The organism is Amycolatopsis sp. 2-15, from assembly GCF_030285625.1.
GTDB classification, from domain to species: Bacteria; Actinomycetota; Actinomycetes; order Mycobacteriales; family Pseudonocardiaceae; genus Amycolatopsis; species Amycolatopsis carbonis.
Genome location: NZ_CP127294.1, coordinates 2045479 through 2066252 on the forward strand (window position 1 = coordinate 2045479; position 20774 = coordinate 2066252).

Here is a 20774-nt window from a genome sequence, read left to right on the forward strand (position 1 = left end):
AATCCGGTCTAACGAATCCCGCGCTTCAGCCTTCGGTGCCCTTGCCGTCGATCTTGGCTGAGCTGCCCGCATTGGCGGCGGTGGCGGTCTTTTCGCCGGGGAGCGGGGTGTTCTCGCGCAGGGCGTCGAACAGCGAGTCTGTTCTGGACTGCACGAGTACCTCGTTGCCGCGCTTGTTGGCGGTGCCGGTGGTGGGCACGGTCATAAAGTTGATCTTGGACGGGTCCACGCCGCGCATCGACTGGGCGAGCGTCATCATCTGCTGCACACCGAGGTTGTCGCCGAAGGTGGCCTTCGCGAACGCCGTGATGAAGGCGGACAGCTTGCCCGGGTCGAGGACGACGTCGGACGACATGACCTTCTTCAGCAGCGCCCCGATGAACGCTTGCTGCCGCTTGATGCGGCCGTAGTCGGACGTCGGGTCGCCCTTCACGTGGCGGGCGCGCACGTAGTTGAGGGCCTGGTCGCCGGAGATGCTGACGTCGCCGGTCTCCAGCAGGACCTTGCCGAGCACCTCGTCGTCGATCGGCTTCTCGTTGTTGATGGTGACGCCGTGGACCGCGTCGACCATGTCCTTGAAGCCGTTGAAGTCGATGCCCACGAAGTGGTTGATGCGCAGGCCGGTGATTTTCTGGATCACCTTCGTGACGCACTGCGGGCCGCCCACGGCGTACGCGGTGTTGAGCTTCGCGATGCTCTGGCCCGACACGACCTCGTCCGTGGTGGCGGACTTCGAGGGGTCCCAGCGGTTGCAGTCGGGCCGGTTGATCTCGAGGTCGCGCGGGAACGAGACCACGACCACGCGCTTCCGGTCGGCCGGCACGTGGGCGACCATCACGGTGTCCGAGCGGGCGCCGGGGTTGCTCTCGGCGGTGCCGACGCCTTCCTCCGCGGAGGCGCCGTCGCGGCTGTCGGAGCCGACCATGAGGAAGTTCTCGTCGTTGGCCTGGGCGTCGGCGTTGCGGATGTCGGAGGAGTTCTCGTCGAGCGCGGACACCTGGGTGAACTTGGCGTCGAACCAGTTCACCGCCCCCCAGGCCACACCCGTGCCCAGGAACACCAGCACGGCCAGCACGATGAGCACGACCCGGCCGATGCGGATGGTTCGCTCGTTGTGGCGCTGCTTCTTTTCCTGCAGCCGTGTTTGCGGGGCGCGCTCTTCGGGGTTCTCTTCGGCGTCCTCGGGTTCCTCGGCGGGGACCGCCTTCATCATCCCCGTGGGCGCCACCACGCGCTGTAGAGCGGTGCGCGTCTGCTCGAACAACGCGACGGGCCGCGCGGTCAGCCGCGCCATCCGCTCGCGCCGCTTGTCCTCCTCCGCCAGCATCTCGTCGTGGGCGGCCGAGAAACGCGCGAGGGTGTGGTCGATCTTCCGGCGGTACTGCGTGGCCTCGTCGATCGCCTCCATCTCGTCCGTCATGGTCAACGGATCGAGCTCCGACCGCGCCGGCACCCCTGCGGGCCGCGCGGGCGGGCGACGCTGGCGAGGAGGGCGCTTGCCGTTGACGGGCGGGGTGAGCTGGGTGCGCTCACCCACGGGGGAGGTGAGCTGAGTGCGCTCGGCTCCCGGGGTGGCTTGATTGTTCTGGTCGGCTTCGGTGCTTGGGTCGTTCTCGTTGAAGCCGTCGGCCGCGAGGCCTTGGTCTGCCCCGGGCACGCTGGACTTGCCGGGCACGCCGGACTTGCCGGGCACGCCGGGCTTGCCATTGGCGGCGTCGTTCGGCCCGGGCCGGCCGTTCGCGCCGGCTTGGGGCCGCCGCTTGCCATTCGCCCCGGCCTTGCCGTTCAGCCCGGCAGCACCATCGGCCGCCGGCACACCGTGCGGCCCGGACATGCCATTCGGCCCCGTCTTGCCATTCGCACTGGCAAGACCATCCGGTCCCGGCATCCCACCGGGGCCTGGCATGCCATTCGGTGCAGCCTTGCCGTTGAGACCCGCCTTGCCGTTCGGCCCGGCAGCGCCGCCGGCCCCCGGCATGCTGTTGCCCGCGGGGTTGCCATTCGGCCCGGTGTGATGCCCCGGTTTGCCCGTTGCTCCGGCAGAGCCGTCCGGCCCCGGCATCCCACCGGGACCTGGCATGCCGCTGGGACCAGCCTTGCCATTCGGCCCGGCCTTGCCATTCGCCCCGGCAGGGCGGCCGGGGCGCGGCATGCCGTTGGCCGTCGGCATGCCATTCGGGCCTGCCTTGCCATTGGGTCCGGCCGCTCCTGGCACGCCATGGGGGCCGGACGTGCCATCCGGCGCGGTCTTGCCACGGGAGCCGGCAGGGCCAACTGCGTTTGGCACGTCGTTCGCGCCGGTCATGCCATTGGTGCCGGGTCGCGGGCCGGGCTTGCCATTGGAGCCGGGCTTGCCATTGGGTCCGGCAGCACCGTTCGGGCCCGGCACGCCATTCGTGCCGGTCTGGGAGCTGGGCTTGCCATTGGGGCCTGGCTTGCCATTCGGACCGGCAGGGCCGCCGGGACGCGGCATGCCGTTGGCGGGAGGCATGCCGTTCGGGCCCGGGTTGCCATTCGGGGCGGCAACGCCGCCCGCGCCGGGCATACCGTTCGGGCCGGGGCGCTGGCCGTTGGGGCGGGCGGGGCGTTCGGCCGGGGGTAGGGGGGCGGCGCCCGTCGGGCCGGGGGTGCGGCCGCGGGGGCGGCCGTTCGCGGGCTCGGGCGGCGTCGAAGTGCCGTGGCGGCCGGGGGGTTCGGCGGCCGGGAGGTCGGCGAAGTCCGGGCCGTGGTCGGGCACGGCGTGGCTGCCGCCGGGGGCCGGGGGTTCCGGGGCGCGGCGGCGGCCGGTGGGGAGTGGCTGCGAGGTCGTCGGGCGGCGCGGGGAAGGCGGTTCCGGTGCGGCTCGGCGGGGTCCGCGCGAGGGAGGAGGCTCGGGCGCATCCGCGGCGTGCGAGGCGCGGCCCGGGGAATCCGCGTGTGGCACGGGGCCGCCCGCCGAAGGTGCGGCGGGCGGGTCGTCGTCGGGGCGGGCGCGGCGGCCGCGGGGTGGCGGCTGCTCGGCGCGGTGCGAGCGGGAAGAGGTCGAGTAGGTCTCGTCCGCGAGGTGTGAGCTGCCGGGGCCGCCCAGGCGAGAGCTGCCGTTGGACTCCGCCAGGTGTGAACTGCCATCGAACTCGGAGTCCTCGGCCCGGCGCGAAGCCGAGCGGGAGCCGGGCGCGGCAGAGTGGCCGTTGGGCCCGCCCACGCGGGAGCTGCCGTTCGACTCCGCCGGATGCGAGCTGCCGTTCGACCGCCCCCCGGGCTCCGCGCGGCGCGAGCCGGGGTCCGGGTCTTCCGTGTCGAAGGCCGGGCGTTCGCCGGTGTGGCGGGCCACGACGTCGGAGACGCTGATGCCGCCCTGGGTTTCCATGGAGCGGCGGCGGCCGGCGCGGGTGCGGGGGGTGCCGTTGTCCGAGTGGCGACCGGTGCCGGGGAGGGGGCGATCGTCGGGCACTCGGACTCCTTTCGCACTTCGGGCGCTTACGAACCGGCGGCGGGGCCTTTCGTTCCGGCTCTCCCAGGGCACGTCGTTCCTCGGGAGGTTTTCGTTATCGTACGGATACCCGCCGTTCGTGACGACACCCTCCCGCGAATTTCTTCACCATGAGTCGACCCACGGAGGCCCGAAGGGGACGAACAGGTGAAGATTGGCGTAGGCAAAAGGGAGTACGCCGCGTTTACGTTACTCAGAGTGGGTAATGACGTGCGTCGTTTCGCGGTCGTGATAGGCGACTTTGTTGCGCCCCGCGCGTTTCGCCGCGTACAGGAGGTTGTCCGCGCGCAGGAGTTGCCGCTGGGCGGACACCGGGCCGGCGGAAGCGTGCGCCAGGCCCGCGCTGATGGTGACTCTCAAGCCGGGCTGAAGTTCTGACCAGGGGTGACGGGCGACGCGCGTGCGGGCGGCCTCGACGATCCGCACGGCCCTCGGCGCGTCGACGCCCGGCAGCACGAGCGCGAACTCCTCACCGCCGTAGCGGGCGCAGAACCCGTCGGGCGGCAGCTCTTCCTGCAGCAGGTCGGCAACGCGGCACAGCACGCGATCGCCGAGGAGGTGACCGTACGTGTCGTTCACGTGCTTGAACCGGTCGAGGTCGATCAGCGCGACGGCGAGCCCGCGCGCGGCCGGCAGCCCGGGCAGCCGCTGGTCGAGGTAACGGCGGTTGTAGCTCGACGTCAGCGTGTCCCGGAGGCTGCCGGCCCGCGCGATGTCGAGCGCGGACCGCAGGTGCTCGTAGGCCCGGCGCCAGTCGCCCTGCTTGGCGAACATGCCGGCGATGGTCTCGTGCAGGCTCAGCAGATCGGGAGCGGGTGCACCCGCCGTGAGCTCGTCCTCGGCCGCCACACCCACCTCCGCCACCTCATGGTTGTCGTCTTAAAGGAGCGGCGTCTTGAGGCATCGGTACGCGCGAAAGCGAATATCGCTCAAGTGGACGACATGGGCCTCGCTTTGTCACGCACCGAAGTTCTACCGCCCCAGCGACGAAAACGGTTTCTTGCCCTTGAGCTGCGCATACTGGTCTTTGGCCCAGTAACTCACGTTTACCCCAGTGCCTTCGAGCAACTGTACGTAATCGGGCCACGAGATCCACCGCCAGTCACCGACTTCCGCGGAGTTGGGCTCGGGGTCGCGATCGGCCCACGCGACGAACACCGGGCAGAACTCGTTCTCCACGATCCCCTGGAACGGCGGCGTCCGGTACCGGTACTTCGGCAGCACGCACTCCAGGTCCCGCAGCTCCGGCAGCCCGATCTCGTACGCCGCGCGCCGCCGCACGGCGTCGGGCAGTGGCTCGCCCGGCGCGGGGTGTCCGCACACGCTGTTGGTCCACACCCCCGGCCACACCTTCTTGTCCAACGCCCGTTGCGTGATCAGCAACGCCTGATCCGAACGGCGCAGCACGTAACACGAGAACGCGAGGTGCAGCCGCGTCTCGCCGTGGTGGCTCTCGAGCTTCGGCCCGGTCTCTCCCGTCGGCACGCCGTCCTCCGTGACGAAGACGACGCGCTCGGACTCGGATTCGGATTCGGTGATGGTGTCCACGTGACCACTGAACACCAGAGCTCCACGGACGAGGTACCGCAAGGCGGGTGGCCGTGCCGTTCATCCCGGTTCGGGTGGCGGGGCGGCACGGTGCGTGACGGTCAAGCCTCCACGTGACCGCCTCGGGTGAACGGTTGAGTCCGAAGTGGACAAAACGGCGCACGGTCCGGTCGGCCGACACGATCCGTCACCGCCGAGGGCCTCGCGCCGCTGCTCGGCCCGGCTCGGGTGAACCACCGACCCGGCCCTTGACGCACGGTTGCCGAACGCCCGGAAACCCGGCGACAACGGGAAATCCTCACGCGGGAGCGAAAATCGACACCACAAACCGCCCCCGGCGAACCACGCCGGACAGCACAGTCCGTGACAGCGATCGGCCCGCAGGTCAGCGCGTGCCCGCCTCGGGTGAACGATCTTGTCCACCGGTCCGAATTGGACGGATGTCAGTAATAATTCCCGTGTGCCAACGAAACCCGGGCCGGTCCCTTCGTCAGTGGCTGTCGAGGTGCGCCACGATGAGGGAGGTGAGGGCCTCGGGGGCTTCTTCGGCGACCCAGTGGGACACGTCCTCGAGCATCTCGAACCGGTACGGCCCGGTGACCCAGTTGCCGGTGTCGAGCGCCGCGGTGGAGCCGAAAGCGACGTCCTCGGTGGACCACACGTAGAGCGTCGGCACCTCGACCTTGCCGATCTTCCCGCCCGGCCGCCCGCCGCGATACCAGTTCAGCGCGGCCGTGAGCGCGCCTGGTTCCTCGAGGCGCCGCACGTACTCGTCGATCCGGCTCGGCGGGATGCGGCGCTCGAAGATGTCGCGCAACGCGCGGGCGCCCTCGGCGAGCATCTTCCGCTCCGTGGCCGGGGTCGCGCGCCACTCCGTCATGTACGCCGAGCGCAGGTGCTGGTCTTCGTCGGTCTTCATCGCCGCCGCGAGAGCCGCCGGGTGCGGAGTGGACACCACCGCGAGGCTGCGCAGCCGGTCAGGGTGCGCGTCCGCGGTCCACCACGCGACGGCCCCACCCCAGTCGTGCCCGACAAGGTCGAACTTCGGCCACCCCAACGCATCCGCCATTGCCACGACGTCGTCCACCAGGGTAGAAATACCGTACTCCGCAGGTTGTTCCGGTCGAACGTCCGGCGAGTACCCCCGCTGGTCGGGTGCCACGGCGCGGTAGCCGAGCACGCCGAGGGTCGCCACCTGGTGTTCCCACTCCACGGCGGCCTCGGGGAAACCGTGGAGCAGCAGCACGGGGCGACCGTCCTCCGGCCCGGAGGCGATCGCGTCGAAAGAGCCTGCTTCGGTCGGAATGGTGAGCTGGTCGATCACGGCTCGCACTCTACGGGGGCACACCGACACTTTCCGGCGATGGCCTCTCATGCAGGTCTGGGCGGAAAAAGGGGCAAATTGCGGACCGATCCGGTCAGCCGCACCCGGGCCTTGCTGGGGCATGTCCTGTTTGTCCGGTCGTGAACACCGTTGCCCCCGCGTCCGCGACCTGTGTCCATAAGGGAACAACCGAGCGCGTGGTATCGCTCACTCACTTACCGTTACCTCGCCGGCTCCGGTCAGCCTTCTCGAACCTCGGAAGTGTGAAGCGGCGTCACGGCATTTGCGAAGAACCGTCGTCTTGACGGCGAGCAGCTTCGACTACAAGTCGACAACCGAAGAAAACCAACCAGAGGAGAAGAGCATGGCTTCGCAGGACGGCGCCAAGGTCGATACCCAGGTCATGCGCCAGGGTGCGAGCACCATCACCAGCACGGGTGACGGCATCACGAGCGTCGGTGGCCAGGTGGACTCGACCATGCAGGAACTGCTCGGCACCTGGCGGTCGGACTCCGCCACGATCTTCCACCAGGCCATGGGCGAGTTCGACACTACGGTCAAGAAGATCGTGCAGCGCCTGACCACCCTTTCGGAGCACGTCACCCAGGGTGCGGCGGACTACGACAGCGGCGACGAGCACAACACGACCCTCGCTCGCACCAACGCGACCGTCATCGGCGGCGGCGGACTCAACGGCTTCTGATCGGCTCGAAACCCACCCACGCTTTTTCCCGAGAGGACAGATCCATGGCTTTGGGCAACTTCCAGATCAACTTCGCCGCGATGGGCGACACGGTCGGGACGGCCAAGCAGCAGGCGCAGCAGATCACCTCGCTGCTCGAAGAGATGCACAGCAAGATCCAGGCGCAGCGCGAGCACTGGACCGGTTCCGCGGCCGACGAGTTCCAGTCGACGTACGAGTGGTGCCACCAGCAGGCCCAGGTTCTGCCGCAGGCGCTCGACGCCGCCTCGCAGACCCTGTCGACCATCAACGAGGGCACCTCGACCACCGAGAGCGGCAACGCGCAGCGGTTCGCGCAGCGCTGATGCCGGCGTCGCGGGTCCCCGGGGCGCGGTGGGTCACCCGCCGCGCCCCCGGTGTCCCCACCGGGTCCGCAGACCTGAAAGGACAGTGAGCACACATGACCTACGGAACGAACGACGGATCGACGACCGGCACCCCGGGCGGCGGATCGGCCACGACAACCGGACCGTTCAAGAGCCCGGGTGACCAGACCCCGCCGCCGGTCGACAACCAGTGGATCCCGCAGGGCACCGTCACCACGCCGCCTGCGGTTCCCGGTGGCGCCGAGCACCCCGGCAAGGGCGTCACGACGGTCAACACCGAGGCGATGCGCACCTTCGCCACGAACATGCAGACCCTCGCCGACGGCCCGCTCAAGGACCTGCCCGGCCAGCTCGACGGGATCACCGTCAAGCCCGGTATCTTCGCCACCGCCAACGGCAAGATCACCCAGCCGATTGTCGGGCCCGGCGGGGTGCGCGACACCACGCGCGCCACGATCCAGGATCTCATCACGTCGCTGCACGACCTTTCCGAAGCCGTGAACACGGCGTCGAAGGCCTACGACGACGCCGACGAGGCCAACAACATGACGATGGACAAGTACAACCAGTACTTCGGCAACGTCAGCAACGAAATCAACAACGCGGGCAACAAGCACAGCTGACCGGTCCCACGGGGCGGCGGTCCCAGGTTCGAGGCGAACGAGGGAAGATGGCAGACAACCCGAATAACAGCAACGGGTTCCAGCAGGACGACGACGGCATCTGGCCCGATTCCAGCAGTAACGGGAAGTCGAACACCACCGGGGATCCCGGCAAGGACTTCGACGGGCTGACCTGGAAGCAGATCGAGGCCGCCATCCTCGGCGGCGGTTCGATGACCGGTGGTCAGGACAACCTGGACCGGGCCTACGGCAACGTCAACTGGCAGTCGCTGCAAGCCGCCGCCGGCGTTTTCCAGACGACGCAGCTGAACCTCGCCGCCATCTCCCAAGCCATCAAGGACCAGACCGCCGCCCTCGCCGGTGACGACGGACCGTGGAAGGGCACCGCCGCCGACAACTTCAAGGTGCTCGCCGCCAACCTGAGCGGCAAGTTCGACGCCCTCGTGCACATGATCACCGACGGCGGTGGCGGTGCGCGCGACATCCCGACCCAGCTCGTGAACTCGGCCGCCTACCTGCAATGGGCGCAGAACACCCTTCGCTACATCGACAGCTACTACGCCGAGCAGGTCATCGCGCGCGGCAAGGTGCTCGGCGACGGGCGGGCCTTCATCTCACAGTTCCCCGACGCGGTCGAGATGATGACCAACGACATGCGTCAGGTCGGCAACACGCTCGCCGGGAAGTACAACACCGTCGCGACCGCCAGCTACACCCCGCCGCCGCCCGGCCAGGCCCCGCCACCTCCGCCGCCCGTCCCACCGCCCGGTGGCGGTGGCGGCGACCTCCCGCCGCCCCCGAACATCCCGCCGCCCACCGACGTCCCGCCACCCGGCGGGGGTGCCGGTGGTGGCGACGGCGGTGGTGGCGGCAACGTCCCGCCGCCCGAGATCCCGCCGCCCCCGGGTGACACCGGTGGTGGTGACGGGACCGGTGGCGCGGGCAATCCGCCGCCCCTCAACGCCGCGGCCATCCCGCCACCGCCCGGTGACCTCGGTGGCGGCGACGGTGGTGCCGGTGACCCGCCGCCGTTCAAGAACCTCAACGTCGCTCCGCCGAACCTCGACACGACCGGTGGCGGCGGCCCCGGTGGTGGGCCGGGTGGCGCCGGCCTGAACAACTTCGACACCACGCCGCCTCCGCTGACTTCGCCGAACCTGCCGCCGCCTCCCGGCTCGATCGGGGGCGACGACGGCGGGCAGAACGGTGGCCAGAACGGTGGTCTCGGCAACCTGCCTCCGTTCACCTCGCCCAACCTGACGCCGCCGCCCGGTTCGACGGGCGCCAACAACGGCGACACCAAGGGCGGAGGCGGCCTCGGCAACCTCAACGTCAAGCCGCCCGCGCTCACGCCGCCGCCCGGTGACGTCAAGGGCGGCGGTGGCCTCGGCGACCTCGGCCTCGGCAACACCGGTGGTCCCGGCAGCACGGGTGGCGGTGGTGGTCTCGGCGACCTCAAGCCGCCGGCTCTCACGCCGCCGCCGGGCAACGCCAGCCTGGGCAACAACCTGTCGAACAACGCGCTGAACCCGTCGGACCTGCCGCCGGGCCTGCAGGACACCGGCAACAACGGAAACCAGGGCGCCATCCCGCCGCCGCCGATGATGCCGCCGCCCACCGGTGCGGGTGGCGCGGGCGGTCTGGGCAATCAGGGCAGCGACCGGCCGGATTCGGCGGGTCTGCTCGGTGGCGTGGACAAGCCGTGGCTCTCGGACATCCCGAAGGGCATCGGCGACCCGACCTCGCTCGGCGAAACCCCGCCGTTGAGCCACGCTTCGTGGGCTCCGCCGCCTGGTGACGCCGGTGGGACCAGTGGCGCGGGCGGCGCGAACCTCGACGGCGCCGGCGGCCTCGGCGGCGCGGGCACGGACGGCCCCGGCGCGATCAAGGGGCTCGACTCGAGCAACCTGGTGCCGCCGCCGGATCTGCCGGAGTCGTTGACGGACCCGAACGCGGCGAACGGTCCTGGTCAGGCCGGTGCCGGTGGCGCGGGCTCGGGCATGCCGATGATGCCGCCGGGCGGCGCGGGTGGTGGTGCGGGCGGCCTGGCCAACCAGGGCAGCGACCGGCCGGACTCCGCGGGTCTGCTCGGGGGCATCGACAAGCCGTGGCTCACCGACGTCCCGCAGGGCATCGGCGACCCGACCTGGTTCGGGGAGACGCCGCCGCTCAAGTCGGCCTCGTGGGCTCCGCCGCCCGGAGCGGACGCGGGCGCCGGCGGTGCCGGTGACAGCGGTGGGCTCGGCGGGGTGCAGGGGCTCGACTCGAGCAACCTGGTGCCGCCGCCGGGTCTGCCGGAGTCGCTGGCCGACCCGAACGCGGCGAACGGTCCTGGTCAGGTCGGTGCCGGTGGCACGGGCTCGGGCATGCCGATGATGCCGCCGGGCGGTGCGGGTGGTGGCGCTGGTGCGAACGCGCCGGCCGCAGACCGGCCCGACTCGGCCGGTCTGCTCGGTGGCGTGGACAACGCGTGGCTGGTGAACTCGCCGGCCGGCGTCGGTGACCCGAACTCGTTCGGGGACACCCCGCCGTCGAAGTCGGCTGACTGGGCGCCGCCGGGACTGTCCTCTGTGGACGGTATCGACACGCCCGCCGCGCACGACGTCGACAACACCGGCACGCCGGGCCTGGCCGTTCCGCCGCAAAACGGTATGGGCGGCCCCGCGCCGACGGGCACCGCGACCGAGCGGCCCGACTCCGCGAGCCTGCTCGACGGAACCACGCAGCCGTGGACGAACGGCCAGGTCCCGGCCGGTGCCGGCGATCCGGCCGTGGCCAGCGACACCCCGGCGGCGCCCGCGACGTCGTGGCCGACGCAGCCCGACGCGGTGCCCGCCGCACCGGCGCCGATCGACGCCACTCCGGTCGCCCCCGTGCCCGTCACTCCGGTCCACCCGACCCCGGTGCACCCGGCGCCCGTCGAAGCCACGCCGGTCGAACCGGTGGCCGCGGCTACCCCGGACGACCTGGCTCCCGTCACGGGCTGGGACACCGGCGACCGGCCGGCGGTCGGCTCGGGTGGCTGGGCGACGAGCGCGGTCCCGGCTGTCCCGGTCGTGGTGCCGCCGGTGCAAGCGGGCTGGGGCGTGGCCGGCTCGGCCGCGACCCCGGCGAGCCCGGCAACGCAATCGCCCCAGAACACGCAGAACTCCGAGCAGCACAACGGCAAGCACGACGACCGCGAAGGCACGATCGCGGGCGGCGTCGGCGGTGGCGAGCCCGACGAGGTGCGCATCGCCGTGGTCCAGGCCGCGGAGGTCGTGGACACCTCGGCGTGGGACGCCGGCACGGCCGACTTCCTGCCGGGCCTGCTGCCTTCCTCGGTGTTCTCGCAGCGCGAGGAGCGGGAGGAGGACTTCGTCACCGACCTGGTGGAGCGCTCGGACAAGCCGTGGCGCCCCGCGGGTGGCACGGAGGACTCGCCGCACCTCGCGACGTACCAGCGGGTGCGGACCGGCCAGGGCGAGTTCTACGCCGACGAGCTGCCCACGAACGGCGGCCCCGACCCCGACGAGCTCGAGTCCGAAGAGGACACTGCGGAAGCCGAGGACGGCGAGGAAGAAGAGGCCGAGCGCACGATGGCGGACCTGCTGAGCCAGGACGAGTCCGCGTGGGGCCGTCCCGCGAGCCGGCCTTCGGGCGTGCTCGAGTGACGGGGAAGCTTCGGACGGAGGTGCACCGGTGAGTACGGAGACGGTCAAGCGTGGCCCGCGGGTCGCGGGTCCGGAGCTGCCCGAGGGCCAGGAGGACCTGCAGGAGCCGCCGGTGCTCGCCGAGCCGGCGGCCCGGGATTTCAACTCGCTGTTGATGATGCTGCCGATGGGCATCGGGTCGATGGTGATGATCCTGGCGTTCTCGGGGGTGGGCGGCAGCTCGCCGATGACGTATGTGCTCGGTGGCGGCATGGGCGTGTCGATGATGGCGATGAGCCTGGGGCAGCTGACGCGCAGTGCGGGTGAGCGCAAGCGGAAGATGAAGGCCGAGCGCCGGGACTATCTGCGCTACATCGCGCAGGTCCGGGATCGGGCGCGGTCGACGGCGGAGTTGCAGCGGCGGGCGGTGGCGTGGAACAACCCGTCGCCGGATTCGTTGTGGTCGTTGGCGATGGGGCCGCGGTTGTGGGAGCGGCGGGTGTCGCATGAGGACTTCGGCCGGGTGCGGATCGGGTTGGGGTCGCAACAGTCGGCGCTGGAGCTGATGCCGCCGGTGACGAAGCCGATCGAGGATCTGGATCCGCTCTCGGCGATCTCGTTGCGGCGTTTCACGGAGACGTATCGGACGTTGTCGGGTATTCCGACGGCGGTGGGGTTGCGCAGTTTCACGAGTGTGGAGTTCGACGGCGACCCGGAGGCCGCCGTCGGGCTGGTGCGGGCGATGCTGGCGCAGCTGATCACGTTCCACTCGCCGGATGAGCTGCGGGTGGCGGTGCTGACGACGGAGGCGGCTCAGTCGCCGTGGGACTGGGTGAAGTGGATGCCGCACAACAACCATCCGACGTTCCGCGACCCGGCGGGTCCGTTGCGGTTGCTGGCAACCGATCACGACGAGCTGATGGACATCCTGGGCCCGGACGTGGCCGATCGCGACGATCACGACAAGTCGGTGGCGCCGACCACGTCGGAGCCGCTGGTGGTGATCGTGGCGCATCTGGCGCCGATCCCCGAGTCGTCGCGGCTGGTGGGCGCGGGTCTGCGCAATGTGGTGCTGCTGGACGTCACGGGCGCGCTGCCGGGTGGCCCGAAGGTGCTGCGGCTGACCACAAAGGACGATCTCGTCGAGTTTCCGGCCGGCACGGGCGCGGGTTCGGCGTTGCGCGACGAGCTGTCGGTGACGCAGGCCGAGGGTCTGGCGCGGTTGCTGGCGCCGAAGCGCACGAGTGGCACGTTGGAGATCGCGGAGCAGCCGCTGGAGAGCGACTTCGGGTTGACGGCGTTGTTGAACATCAAGGACGTGCACACGTTCGACATTCCGGCGCAGTGGCGGCCGCGGGCGGTGCAGCGGGCGCGGATGTCGGTGCCGATCGGCGTGACCGAAGAGGGCGAGATCGTCGAGCTGGATCTGAAGGAGTCGGCGCAGGGCGGCATGGGCCCGCACGGCATGTTGATCGGCGCGACGGGGTCGGGCAAGTCGGAGCTGCTGCGCACGTTGGTTTTGGGGCTGGCGGCGACGCACTCGTCGGAAATTCTCAACTTCGTGCTGGTGGACTTCAAGGGTGGTGCGACGTTCCTCGGGATGGACCGCCTGCCGCACACCTCGGCGATGATCACGAACCTGGCCGATGAGCTGCCGCTGGTCGACCGCATGCAGGACTCGCTCAACGGTGAGATGGTGCGCCGGCAGGAACAGTTGCGCGCCAGTGGTTATCCGTCGCTGTACGAGTATGAGAAGGCACGCGCGGCCGGTGAGCAGCTGGCGCCGATGCCGACGTTGTTCCTGGTGGTGGACGAGTTCTCCGAGCTGTTGAGCGCGAAGCCGGAGTTCATGGAGCTGTTCGTCTCGGTCGGGCGCCTCGGTCGAAGCCTCGGTGTGCACTTGCTGCTCGCGTCGCAGCGGCTGGACGAGGGCCGTATCCACCGGGTAGAGGGCCACTTGTCGTACCGGATCGCGTTGCGCACGTTCTCTTCGATGGAGTCGCGCAGTGTGATCGGGGTCGGCAGCGCGTATGAGCTGCCGTCGGAGCCGGGCAATGGTTTCCTCAAGATCGACACGACGAACCTGGTGCGGTTCAAGGCCGCGTACGTGTCCGGCCCCGTGCCCGCCGGCGGCGGCGAGGGTCACGCGGACGCGGCGCGGGTGAGCCGCGAGGTGGTGCCGTTTTTCACCCAGGCGCGCCCGAGCCGGTTCATCATCCGTGACGACGAGCCGGATCCCGCCGAGAAGAAGATGTCCGATGTGGACGCTCTCGACGCGGCGCCGACCGGCCCGACGCTGGCCGACGTGTTCGTCGACCGGCTCACGGGCGCGGGCCCGGCGGCGCGGCAGGTGTGGCTGCCGCCGTTGGCTGAGTCGCCGAGCCTCGACTCGCTGCTGCCCAGCGTGTTGCCGGACCCGGTGCGCGGCATGAGCGTGCAGGACCCGGCGCACCACGGCCGTCTGCGCGTGCCGATGGGCATGATCGACCGGCCGTTCGAGCAGGTGCGTGAGCTGCTGATGGCCGATCTGTCCGGCGCCGCGGGTCACGTGGCGGTGGTGGGTGGTCCGAAGACGGGCAAGTCGACCATCGTCCGCACACTCGTGCTGGCGCTGGCGATGACGCACACGCCGCAGGAGGTGCAGTTCTACGGGCTGGACTTCGGTGGTGGCGGCATCATGTCGATCAACGGTCTGCCGCACGTCGGCTCGGTCGCCACGCGCCTGGAGCGTGACCGCGTGGTGCGGACCATCGAAGAGATCTCGCAGATCATGGAGTACCGCGAGAACGTGTTCTCCGAGCGCGGCGTCGAGTCGATGGAGGTCTACCGGCAGCTGCGCCGGCGCGGCCAGGTCGAGGACCCGTTCGGAGACGTCTTCCTGGTCATCGACGGCTGGTACAGCCTCAAGAACGACTACTCGGAGCTGGAGCAGAAGATCGGCGAGCTGGCTTCGCGCGGTCTGTCGTTCGGCATCCACGTGGTGATCGCGTCCACGCGCTGGTCGGAGATCCGCCCGTACCTGCGTGACCTGCTGCAGACGCGGTTCGAGCTGCGCCTTGGCGACCCGATGGAGTCGGAGATCGGTTCGCGCAAGGCCAAGACGGTGCCGAACCAGCCCGGGCGCGGCATGACGCCGGACGGGCTGCACTTCCTGGCGGCGCTGCCGCGCATGGACGGCAGCTCGGCGACCGACGACGTCGCGGCGGCGACCAAGGCCGTGGCCGAGGAGGTGCACACGTTCTGGCCGGGCCGCAAGGCGCCGGCGGTGCGGATGCTGCCGAACACGTTGCCGATCAGCGAGCTCCCGCGCCCGGACGGCGACCTGCGGATCGCGCTGGGCCAGGACGAGCAGCGGCTGCTGCCGGTGTGGCACAACTTCGAGGCCACGCCGCACCTGCTCACGTTCGGCGACAACGAGACCGGCAAGACCAACCTGCTGCGGCTGGTCATCCGCTCGGTGCTCGCGCGCTACCAGCCGAGCGAGGCGAAGATCGTGCTCGCCGACCCGAGCCGCATGCTCGACACGGAGGTCCCCGAGGCCTACCGCGTCGGCTACGCCACCACCACGGAGGCGTTGCAGGAGCTGGCCGGGCAGGCGAGCGTGTCACTGACCCCGCGGGTGCCGGACCAGTCGATCACCGCCGACCGGCTCAAGCGCCGCGACTGGTGGACCGGCCCGCGGCTGTTCTTCGTGGTCGACGACTACCAGCTGCTCACCGGCGGCATGGGCTCACCGCTGGAACCGCTGCTGTCGCTGCTGTCGCAGGGCTCCTACATCGGCTTCCACCTCATCGTCGCGCGCAGCACCTCCGGTGCCATGCGGGCGCTGAGCGACGCGGTGATCCGCCGGGCCTGGGAGCTCGGCAGCCCCGGCGTGGTCTTCTCCTACCCCAAGGAAGAGGGCAAGTTCCTCGGCGAAGCGACCCCGCGCAACCTGCCCGCGGGCCGCGCGCAGCTGGTCACCCGCCGCGGCGTGAAGCTCGTGCAGACCGGTTACGTGCCGCTGGGCGCGGAAGCCGAGCAGCAGCAGCTGGTGGGTGGCCTGCGATGAGCACTTTCGCACCGAACGCCGGTCGGGGCCTTGCCGGCACCTGCCCGCGGCCGGACGGCGGCTCGCGCCGGCCGCGGGCCGGGACATCGCGCCGAGCCGGCGCGGGCAAGGGCCTGCGGGCCGCCGCGCCTGCGACGACCACCCGCGCCCGCGGCCGGATCGTCGACGGCGGCGGCGTTCTCGACAACAACGCGCGCACTGGAAGGAGCGGACGTTGACAGCCATGCAGGGCGAGCTCTGCCGGATCACGGTGTACGGGCCGCAGGGACGGGCCGACCTGGCCGTGCCGATGTCGGTGCCGCTCACGAGCCTGCTGCCGGTGCTGCTGCGCCACACCGGCGGCCGCGAGGACCTGGCCGACACGTGGGTGCTGCAGCGCCTCGGTGAGGCCCCGCTCGACGCGGCCGGCACGCCGGAGTCGCTGGACTGGAAGGAAGGCGAGGAGTTCCACCTCCGCCCCCGCCAGGATCCGCTGCCGGAGCTCGACTTCGACGACATCGCTGACGGCATGGCCACCGCCGTCAGCCGCCAGCCCGGGCGCTGGAAGCCGGAGTTCAACCGCTGGCTGTTCCTCGGCTTCGCGATCTTCGCGCAGGTCGTGCTGGCGTGGATCCTGCTCATGCCGGGTCCGCTGGGCCTGTCCGCGATCGGGACCGCCGTCGTGGCGCTCGGCCTGGTCGTGGCCGCGGTCGCGTGCGGCGTGCGCTCCGACGACGGGGCGCTGCTCCTGCTGCTCGGCCTCGGCGGCTGCGGGTTCGCGGCCATCGCCGGGGCCGTGGGCGTGGCCGGGGTCGGCGCCGCGTTCGATCTGCAGGGCGCGCCGATCCTCGTCGGCTCGCTGACGTTCGCGCTGGCCGGCGGCCTGCTCATCGGCGGGCGCGCGGCATGGTCGCCGGGGCTGCCGTTCGTGCCGTTCGGTGTGGTGGTGGCGACGGGCGTCGCCGGCGCCCTCTCGATGTGGCTGCACCTCGGCGCCGGGCTGACCACGACGCAGACGGCGGGCCTCGTGTCGGCCGTGCTGATCGCGTTGCTCGTGTTCGCGCCGCGCATCGGCATCCGGTTCGCGCGCATCCGCGGCCCGCAGCTGCCGCGCACCGCGTCGGAGCTGCAGTACGACATCGAGCCCGCGCCCGCGGAGCAGATGGTGAAGCAGACGGCCTACGCCGACGGCTACCTCACGATCTTCTGCATCGCGTCGGCGGTCGTGTTCACGTGTGCGTTCCCGTTCCTCGCGGAGCAGGACCTGTTCCCGAAGCTGCTGGCGTTCCTCGTGGCCGCCGCAGTGCTGATGCGCTCGCGGGCGCTGCTCGGCGCGTGGCAGCGAGTGCCGCTGTCGGTGGCCGGGTCGGTGGGGCTGGTGCTGCTCGCGCTGTCGCTGGTCGACCCGATGGCGGCCAACTGGCGCGCGGTGTCGGCCGGCGGACTGGCGCTGGTGTTCTTCCTGCTGGTGCTGGCGATGCTGCGGCCGCCGCCGCGGCGCCTGCTGCCGATCTGGGGCCACCTGGCCAACTGGACCGAGACCTTGAGCGCGGTGGCGGTGATCCCGATCCTGCTGCAGCTGTTCGGGGTCTACGGCTGGGCGACCGGGCTCACGGCGTGAACGGGGTGAGCTGACATGGTGCAGACGCAGAAGGACCACGTCGAGGCTTATTCGTTCCTCATCGGACGGATGACCTCGGCCCTGGTGCTGGGCGACGCGAGCCACCTCGACGTGCCGGCCAAGCGGACCTGGAACGGCCTGCTCGGCGGCGCGCTGCTGGCCCTGCTGATCGTGGTCGGGTTTTTCGTCTTCGGCCTGATCGCGCATCACACCGGCGGAAGTGCGCCGTCTGCACCAGTGGGGGGCACCGGCGGGCCGTCCCACACAGTGCGCATCCCGACCTGAACCGATAGATCTACGCCGCACGTGACAGCTGTGCCGGGAGCTCGGGCCGGTGCCGGTAGGAAGGACGAAGGTGAACATGGACCTCTCGCTGGTGCGTCGCGGGACCGGTGCCTCCGGTACCACCCTCGACAAGCAGACGGTCGGGAACGCTCTTGTCGTCCACCCCGCGACCGGGATGACCGACGAGGCCCAGGCGCTCGCGCTGGGCGTCGCGGCCGACACCGAGCACGACCTGGTGGTGGTGGACCTGCCGGTGGACTCGCCGATCTCGCTGTGGGAGTCGGTGGCGAAGGTCCTGCCGCGGCGGCGCCGTGGCGTGCGGCTGGTGATCGGCGGGCGTTCGCGGGAGACGTCGGCGCTGGCGGGGCAGTGGCTGTCGGAGCGGATCAACCGCACGGTGCTCGCTCCTGACGGTTCGGTGATCCCGAGCGCCGGTGGTGCCTTGTTCGTCCACTCCGGACGCGGCAGCGGCTGGGTGAAGTTCCAGCCGGGGCGGGCGCCGAAGTGGGAAGCCAAGCGGTTCCCGCGTCCGTCGTGGGATTCCGGGCTGACGGCGGAGCTGACGTCCACGAGCTCGCGCGGGGTCGCGGAGCCGTTGCCGGGTGGGTTGTGGGTGCGGCCGGTCGGGTTCGACCAGGGACAGCGGGCGCACCGCGCGGCGCTGGTCAAAGGCCTGCCCGCGCAGCACGACACGATGACGATCGTGCTGGGCTGCCCCGGCTGCCCGCCGCTGACGTTGGACGATGCCGCGCGGCTGTGGATGCGGCTGCCGGAGAACGTGCGGGCCAACGCCCGGTTCGTGCAGTACGGCCCGATGTCGGTGCCCGCCGGGACGACGCTGGGTCAGGCGCTGGCCGACCTGCTGGGCAAGGAGGTCGCGTTCTACACCGGCCTGCCCGTCGGGTCGCCGCAGCTGGTCGACGTGCGCACGGTGCTGTTCGACGGACGGCTCGGCTGGACCACGTTCGTGCGCGAGATCGGCTACCAGCCGCGCGTGCAGGGCGGCCCTGTGCAGGCGCCGCGCCTGATCAGCCACCGCGCGCCGATCCACGGCCTCAACGAGGTCGCCCCGGCCGTGTACTGGTACTCGCCCGACGCCGTTATCGAGGTCGTGCAGTCCGGCCTGCTGGTGCGCTCGCCTCACGACGGCCGCGACACCCCGGCCGTGCGCGCGCTGACGCTGGACAACTCGATCAACAACCTGACTTTCGACGCGGCGAGCGAAGACGCCGTGGACCGCATGCGGATGCTGGCCCAGGACGTGCTCGCGCGGCTCGACGAGAACACGCGGCGGATGAGCCGCGTCCTGCCCGCCCACGCGCTGCTGGCCGAGCGCGGCCGCGTGCAGGTGACGACCAAGGCGCTGGCGGAAATCGAGCAGGGTGACGCGGCCCCTGCGCTGCTGGAAGCCAGCCCGACCGAGGTCGTGGTGCCCGGCGAGTACAAGCCGGCCGCGCCCGTGGACCTCGAGGTGGACGTCACGCAGGAGCCCGCCTTGCTGCGCTCCGAGCCGACGATCACGCAGCGCCTCGACCCGGGCGTCGGGGTGCCGCGGTCGCTGGCCGGGGTGAGCGGTCCGATCACGATCACGTCGGCTCGGCCGCCGATGGTGCCGGTGGAGGAGCCCTCCGCCGGTCCGTTCGGGGACGGGCGGGACGACAGGACGGCGGGGCGGCACACCGCACAGCCCGGCGGTGCAGGGTTCGCTGGTCCGGCCGGCCCCGCCGTGGCTCAGGGCGGGGCCGAGGTTCCGGCTGGGTTCGCGGGTTCGTCGGCGCCGTCGAAGTTCGCGGCGCCGGAGGTTAGGACCGAGGCTCCGGCCGCGCTCGCCGGTCCGTCGAAGCCCGGAGCGCCAGAGGGTGGGGCCGAGGTTCCTGCTGGGTTCGCGGGTCCGTCGGCGCCGTCGAAGTTCGCGGCGCCCGGCGGTTTCGCGGGCCCGGGTGTGCCGGTTCCCGGTGCGCCGACCGGGTTCTCGGGGCCGGCCGCTCCGCCCGCGCCGATTCCGCCGGCCGCGCCGCCCGTCGGGATGCCGTCGGCGCCGGTGGCTCCACCTGTCGCGCCCGTGTCGATTCCGCCGGCCGCGACCCCGCCCGTGGGGATGCCGCCCGCTGCCACGCCGCCGGCCGGGATGCCGCCGGCCGCCACCCCGCCCGCTGGAATGCCGCCTGCCGCGGGCGTGCCGCCGGTGGCGCCGCCGTCCGTCGAGGCCCCGACTGTGCCGGGACCGGTCGAGAGCACCACCGAAACCGCCAAGACCGCCGAGACCGCCGAGACCAGCGAGAACGCCCAGGCCCCCGAAGCCGCCGAGCCCGTCTCCCCGGCCGAGAAGGCCGGCAAGGGCGAGGCCCGCCTGCAGCCCACCCCCGGTGCCGAGGCCACCGCGCTCCTGCCCAAGCGTGGCGCCGAGAAGGAACGCGAATGGCTGCGCAAGTCGCTCGGCGCGGAGTACGGCCTGATGTCCAACGCCGTGGCCCGCATCCTGTCGGAGCACCCCGGGTTCCAGGGGGCGTTGTCGACGTCGTCGGCCGAGGTGCTCACCGACGCCGTCGCCGTGCAGCTGTACCTGTCGGTCAAGGGCGCGGCCATCGACGGCGCGCTGCGCACCGGCGCGAACGGGCCGCACGTGCCCATCGCGCGCTGCGTGGTCGCGGGCCTGAGCCGGCTGCCCTCGCACCGCGGGCCGGCGACGTTCGCGAGGTCGGTGTCGAAGTCCGAGTGGGACCTGTTCCGCTCGCAGAAAGTGCTCACCGAGTGGGGTTTCCTCAACACGCTCACGCAGCCCTCGTCCACTTTGGACGGCGACACCGACGTGCTGGTCTGGTCGATCACGGCCCGCCGCACGAAGCTGCTGGAACCCACTGCCGGTGGCGTGGAGAACCGGGTGCTGTTCGTGCCCGGCACGAGTTTCAAGGTGCTGGACCTGCGCGAGCCCGCCGAGGGTGTGCGCGGGCTGGTGCTGCTGCGGGAACTGACGTCGAGCGAGGTGGACGAGACCGGCAAGGTCGCGTCCGACCGGATCTCGCTCGACGAGCTGGCGCTGGTGTCGCTGCGCCGGGAGCTCGAGGTGTGGGCCGAGGCCGAAGGCCGCGACCCGATCGCCGAGGTGTCCGCGCCGCGGTTCGGGGCGCTCCCGGGGCTGGTGTGAGCGTGGTGTCGAGGCGGGAGAGGCGG

13 protein-coding genes are annotated in these 20774 nt (G+C 71.3%); 9 read left to right on the forward strand and 4 right to left on the reverse strand.

Going from position 1 to position 20774, the window contains the following annotated elements; translation table 11 throughout:
- Positions 1 to 25: 25 nt before the first annotated feature.
- From QRX50_RS10135 to QRX50_RS10150, 4 genes are all read right to left on the reverse strand, one after another.
- On the reverse strand, positions 26 to 2737 hold the full coding sequence (locus QRX50_RS10135) for an LCP family glycopolymer transferase (protein ID WP_285971698.1): 2712 nt from the start codon (positions 2735 to 2737) through the stop codon (positions 26 to 28).
- 924 nt (positions 2738 to 3661) lie between these two features.
- Complete coding sequence (locus QRX50_RS10140) at positions 3662 to 4336, reverse strand: GGDEF domain-containing protein (RefSeq protein WP_285971699.1); 675 nt, start codon at positions 4334 to 4336, stop codon at positions 3662 to 3664.
- A gap of 108 nt (positions 4337 to 4444) precedes the next feature.
- A complete protein-coding gene (gene idi / locus QRX50_RS10145) occupies positions 4445 to 5020 on the reverse strand; it encodes an isopentenyl-diphosphate Delta-isomerase (protein WP_285971700.1) in 576 nt (191 codons plus the stop codon).
- 490 nt (positions 5021 to 5510) lie between these two features.
- Positions 5511 to 6344 (reverse strand): alpha/beta fold hydrolase, encoded by an 834-nt coding sequence (locus tag QRX50_RS10150; RefSeq protein ID WP_285971701.1) that lies wholly within the window; start codon positions 6342 to 6344, stop codon positions 5511 to 5513.
- Positions 6345 to 6708: 364 nt separating this feature from the next.
- Here QRX50_RS10150 and QRX50_RS10155 point away from each other — a divergent pair, with 364 nt between their 5' ends.
- From QRX50_RS10155 to QRX50_RS10195, 9 genes are all read left to right on the forward strand, one after another.
- Positions 6709 to 7047 (forward strand): WXG100 family type VII secretion target, encoded by a 339-nt coding sequence (locus QRX50_RS10155; protein ID WP_285971702.1) that lies wholly within the window; start codon positions 6709 to 6711, stop codon positions 7045 to 7047.
- Between the two features lie 44 nt (positions 7048 to 7091).
- Complete coding sequence (locus QRX50_RS10160) at positions 7092 to 7391, forward strand: WXG100 family type VII secretion target (RefSeq protein WP_285971703.1); 300 nt, start codon at positions 7092 to 7094, stop codon at positions 7389 to 7391.
- A gap of 95 nt (positions 7392 to 7486) precedes the next feature.
- Positions 7487 to 8035, forward strand: a complete 549-nt coding sequence (locus tag QRX50_RS10165) for a WXG100 family type VII secretion target (RefSeq protein WP_285971704.1) — start codon at positions 7487 to 7489, stop codon at positions 8033 to 8035.
- 47 nt (positions 8036 to 8082) lie between these two features.
- Positions 8083 to 11688 (forward strand): WXG100 family type VII secretion target, encoded by a 3606-nt coding sequence (locus QRX50_RS10170; protein WP_285971705.1) that lies wholly within the window; start codon positions 8083 to 8085, stop codon positions 11686 to 11688.
- Between the two features lie 28 nt (positions 11689 to 11716).
- A complete protein-coding gene (eccCa, locus tag QRX50_RS10175; protein WP_285971706.1) occupies positions 11717 to 15718 on the forward strand; it encodes a type VII secretion protein EccCa in 4002 nt (1333 codons plus the stop codon).
- Complete coding sequence (locus QRX50_RS10180) at positions 15715 to 15936, forward strand: hypothetical protein (RefSeq protein WP_285971707.1); 222 nt, start codon at positions 15715 to 15717, stop codon at positions 15934 to 15936. Before eccCa ends, QRX50_RS10180 begins: the two co-directional genes overlap by 4 nt.
- A gap of 5 nt (positions 15937 to 15941) precedes the next feature.
- A complete protein-coding gene (gene eccD, locus QRX50_RS10185; RefSeq protein WP_285974414.1) occupies positions 15942 to 17318 on the forward strand; it encodes a type VII secretion integral membrane protein EccD in 1377 nt (458 codons plus the stop codon).
- 15 nt (positions 17319 to 17333) lie between these two features.
- On the forward strand, positions 17334 to 17603 hold the full coding sequence (locus tag QRX50_RS10190) for a type VII secretion protein EccB (RefSeq protein ID WP_285971708.1): 270 nt from the start codon (positions 17334 to 17336) through the stop codon (positions 17601 to 17603).
- Positions 17604 to 17679: 76 nt separating this feature from the next.
- A complete protein-coding gene (locus tag QRX50_RS10195) occupies positions 17680 to 20748 on the forward strand; it encodes a hypothetical protein (protein WP_285971709.1) in 3069 nt (1022 codons plus the stop codon).
- Positions 20749 to 20774 lie beyond the last annotated feature (26 nt).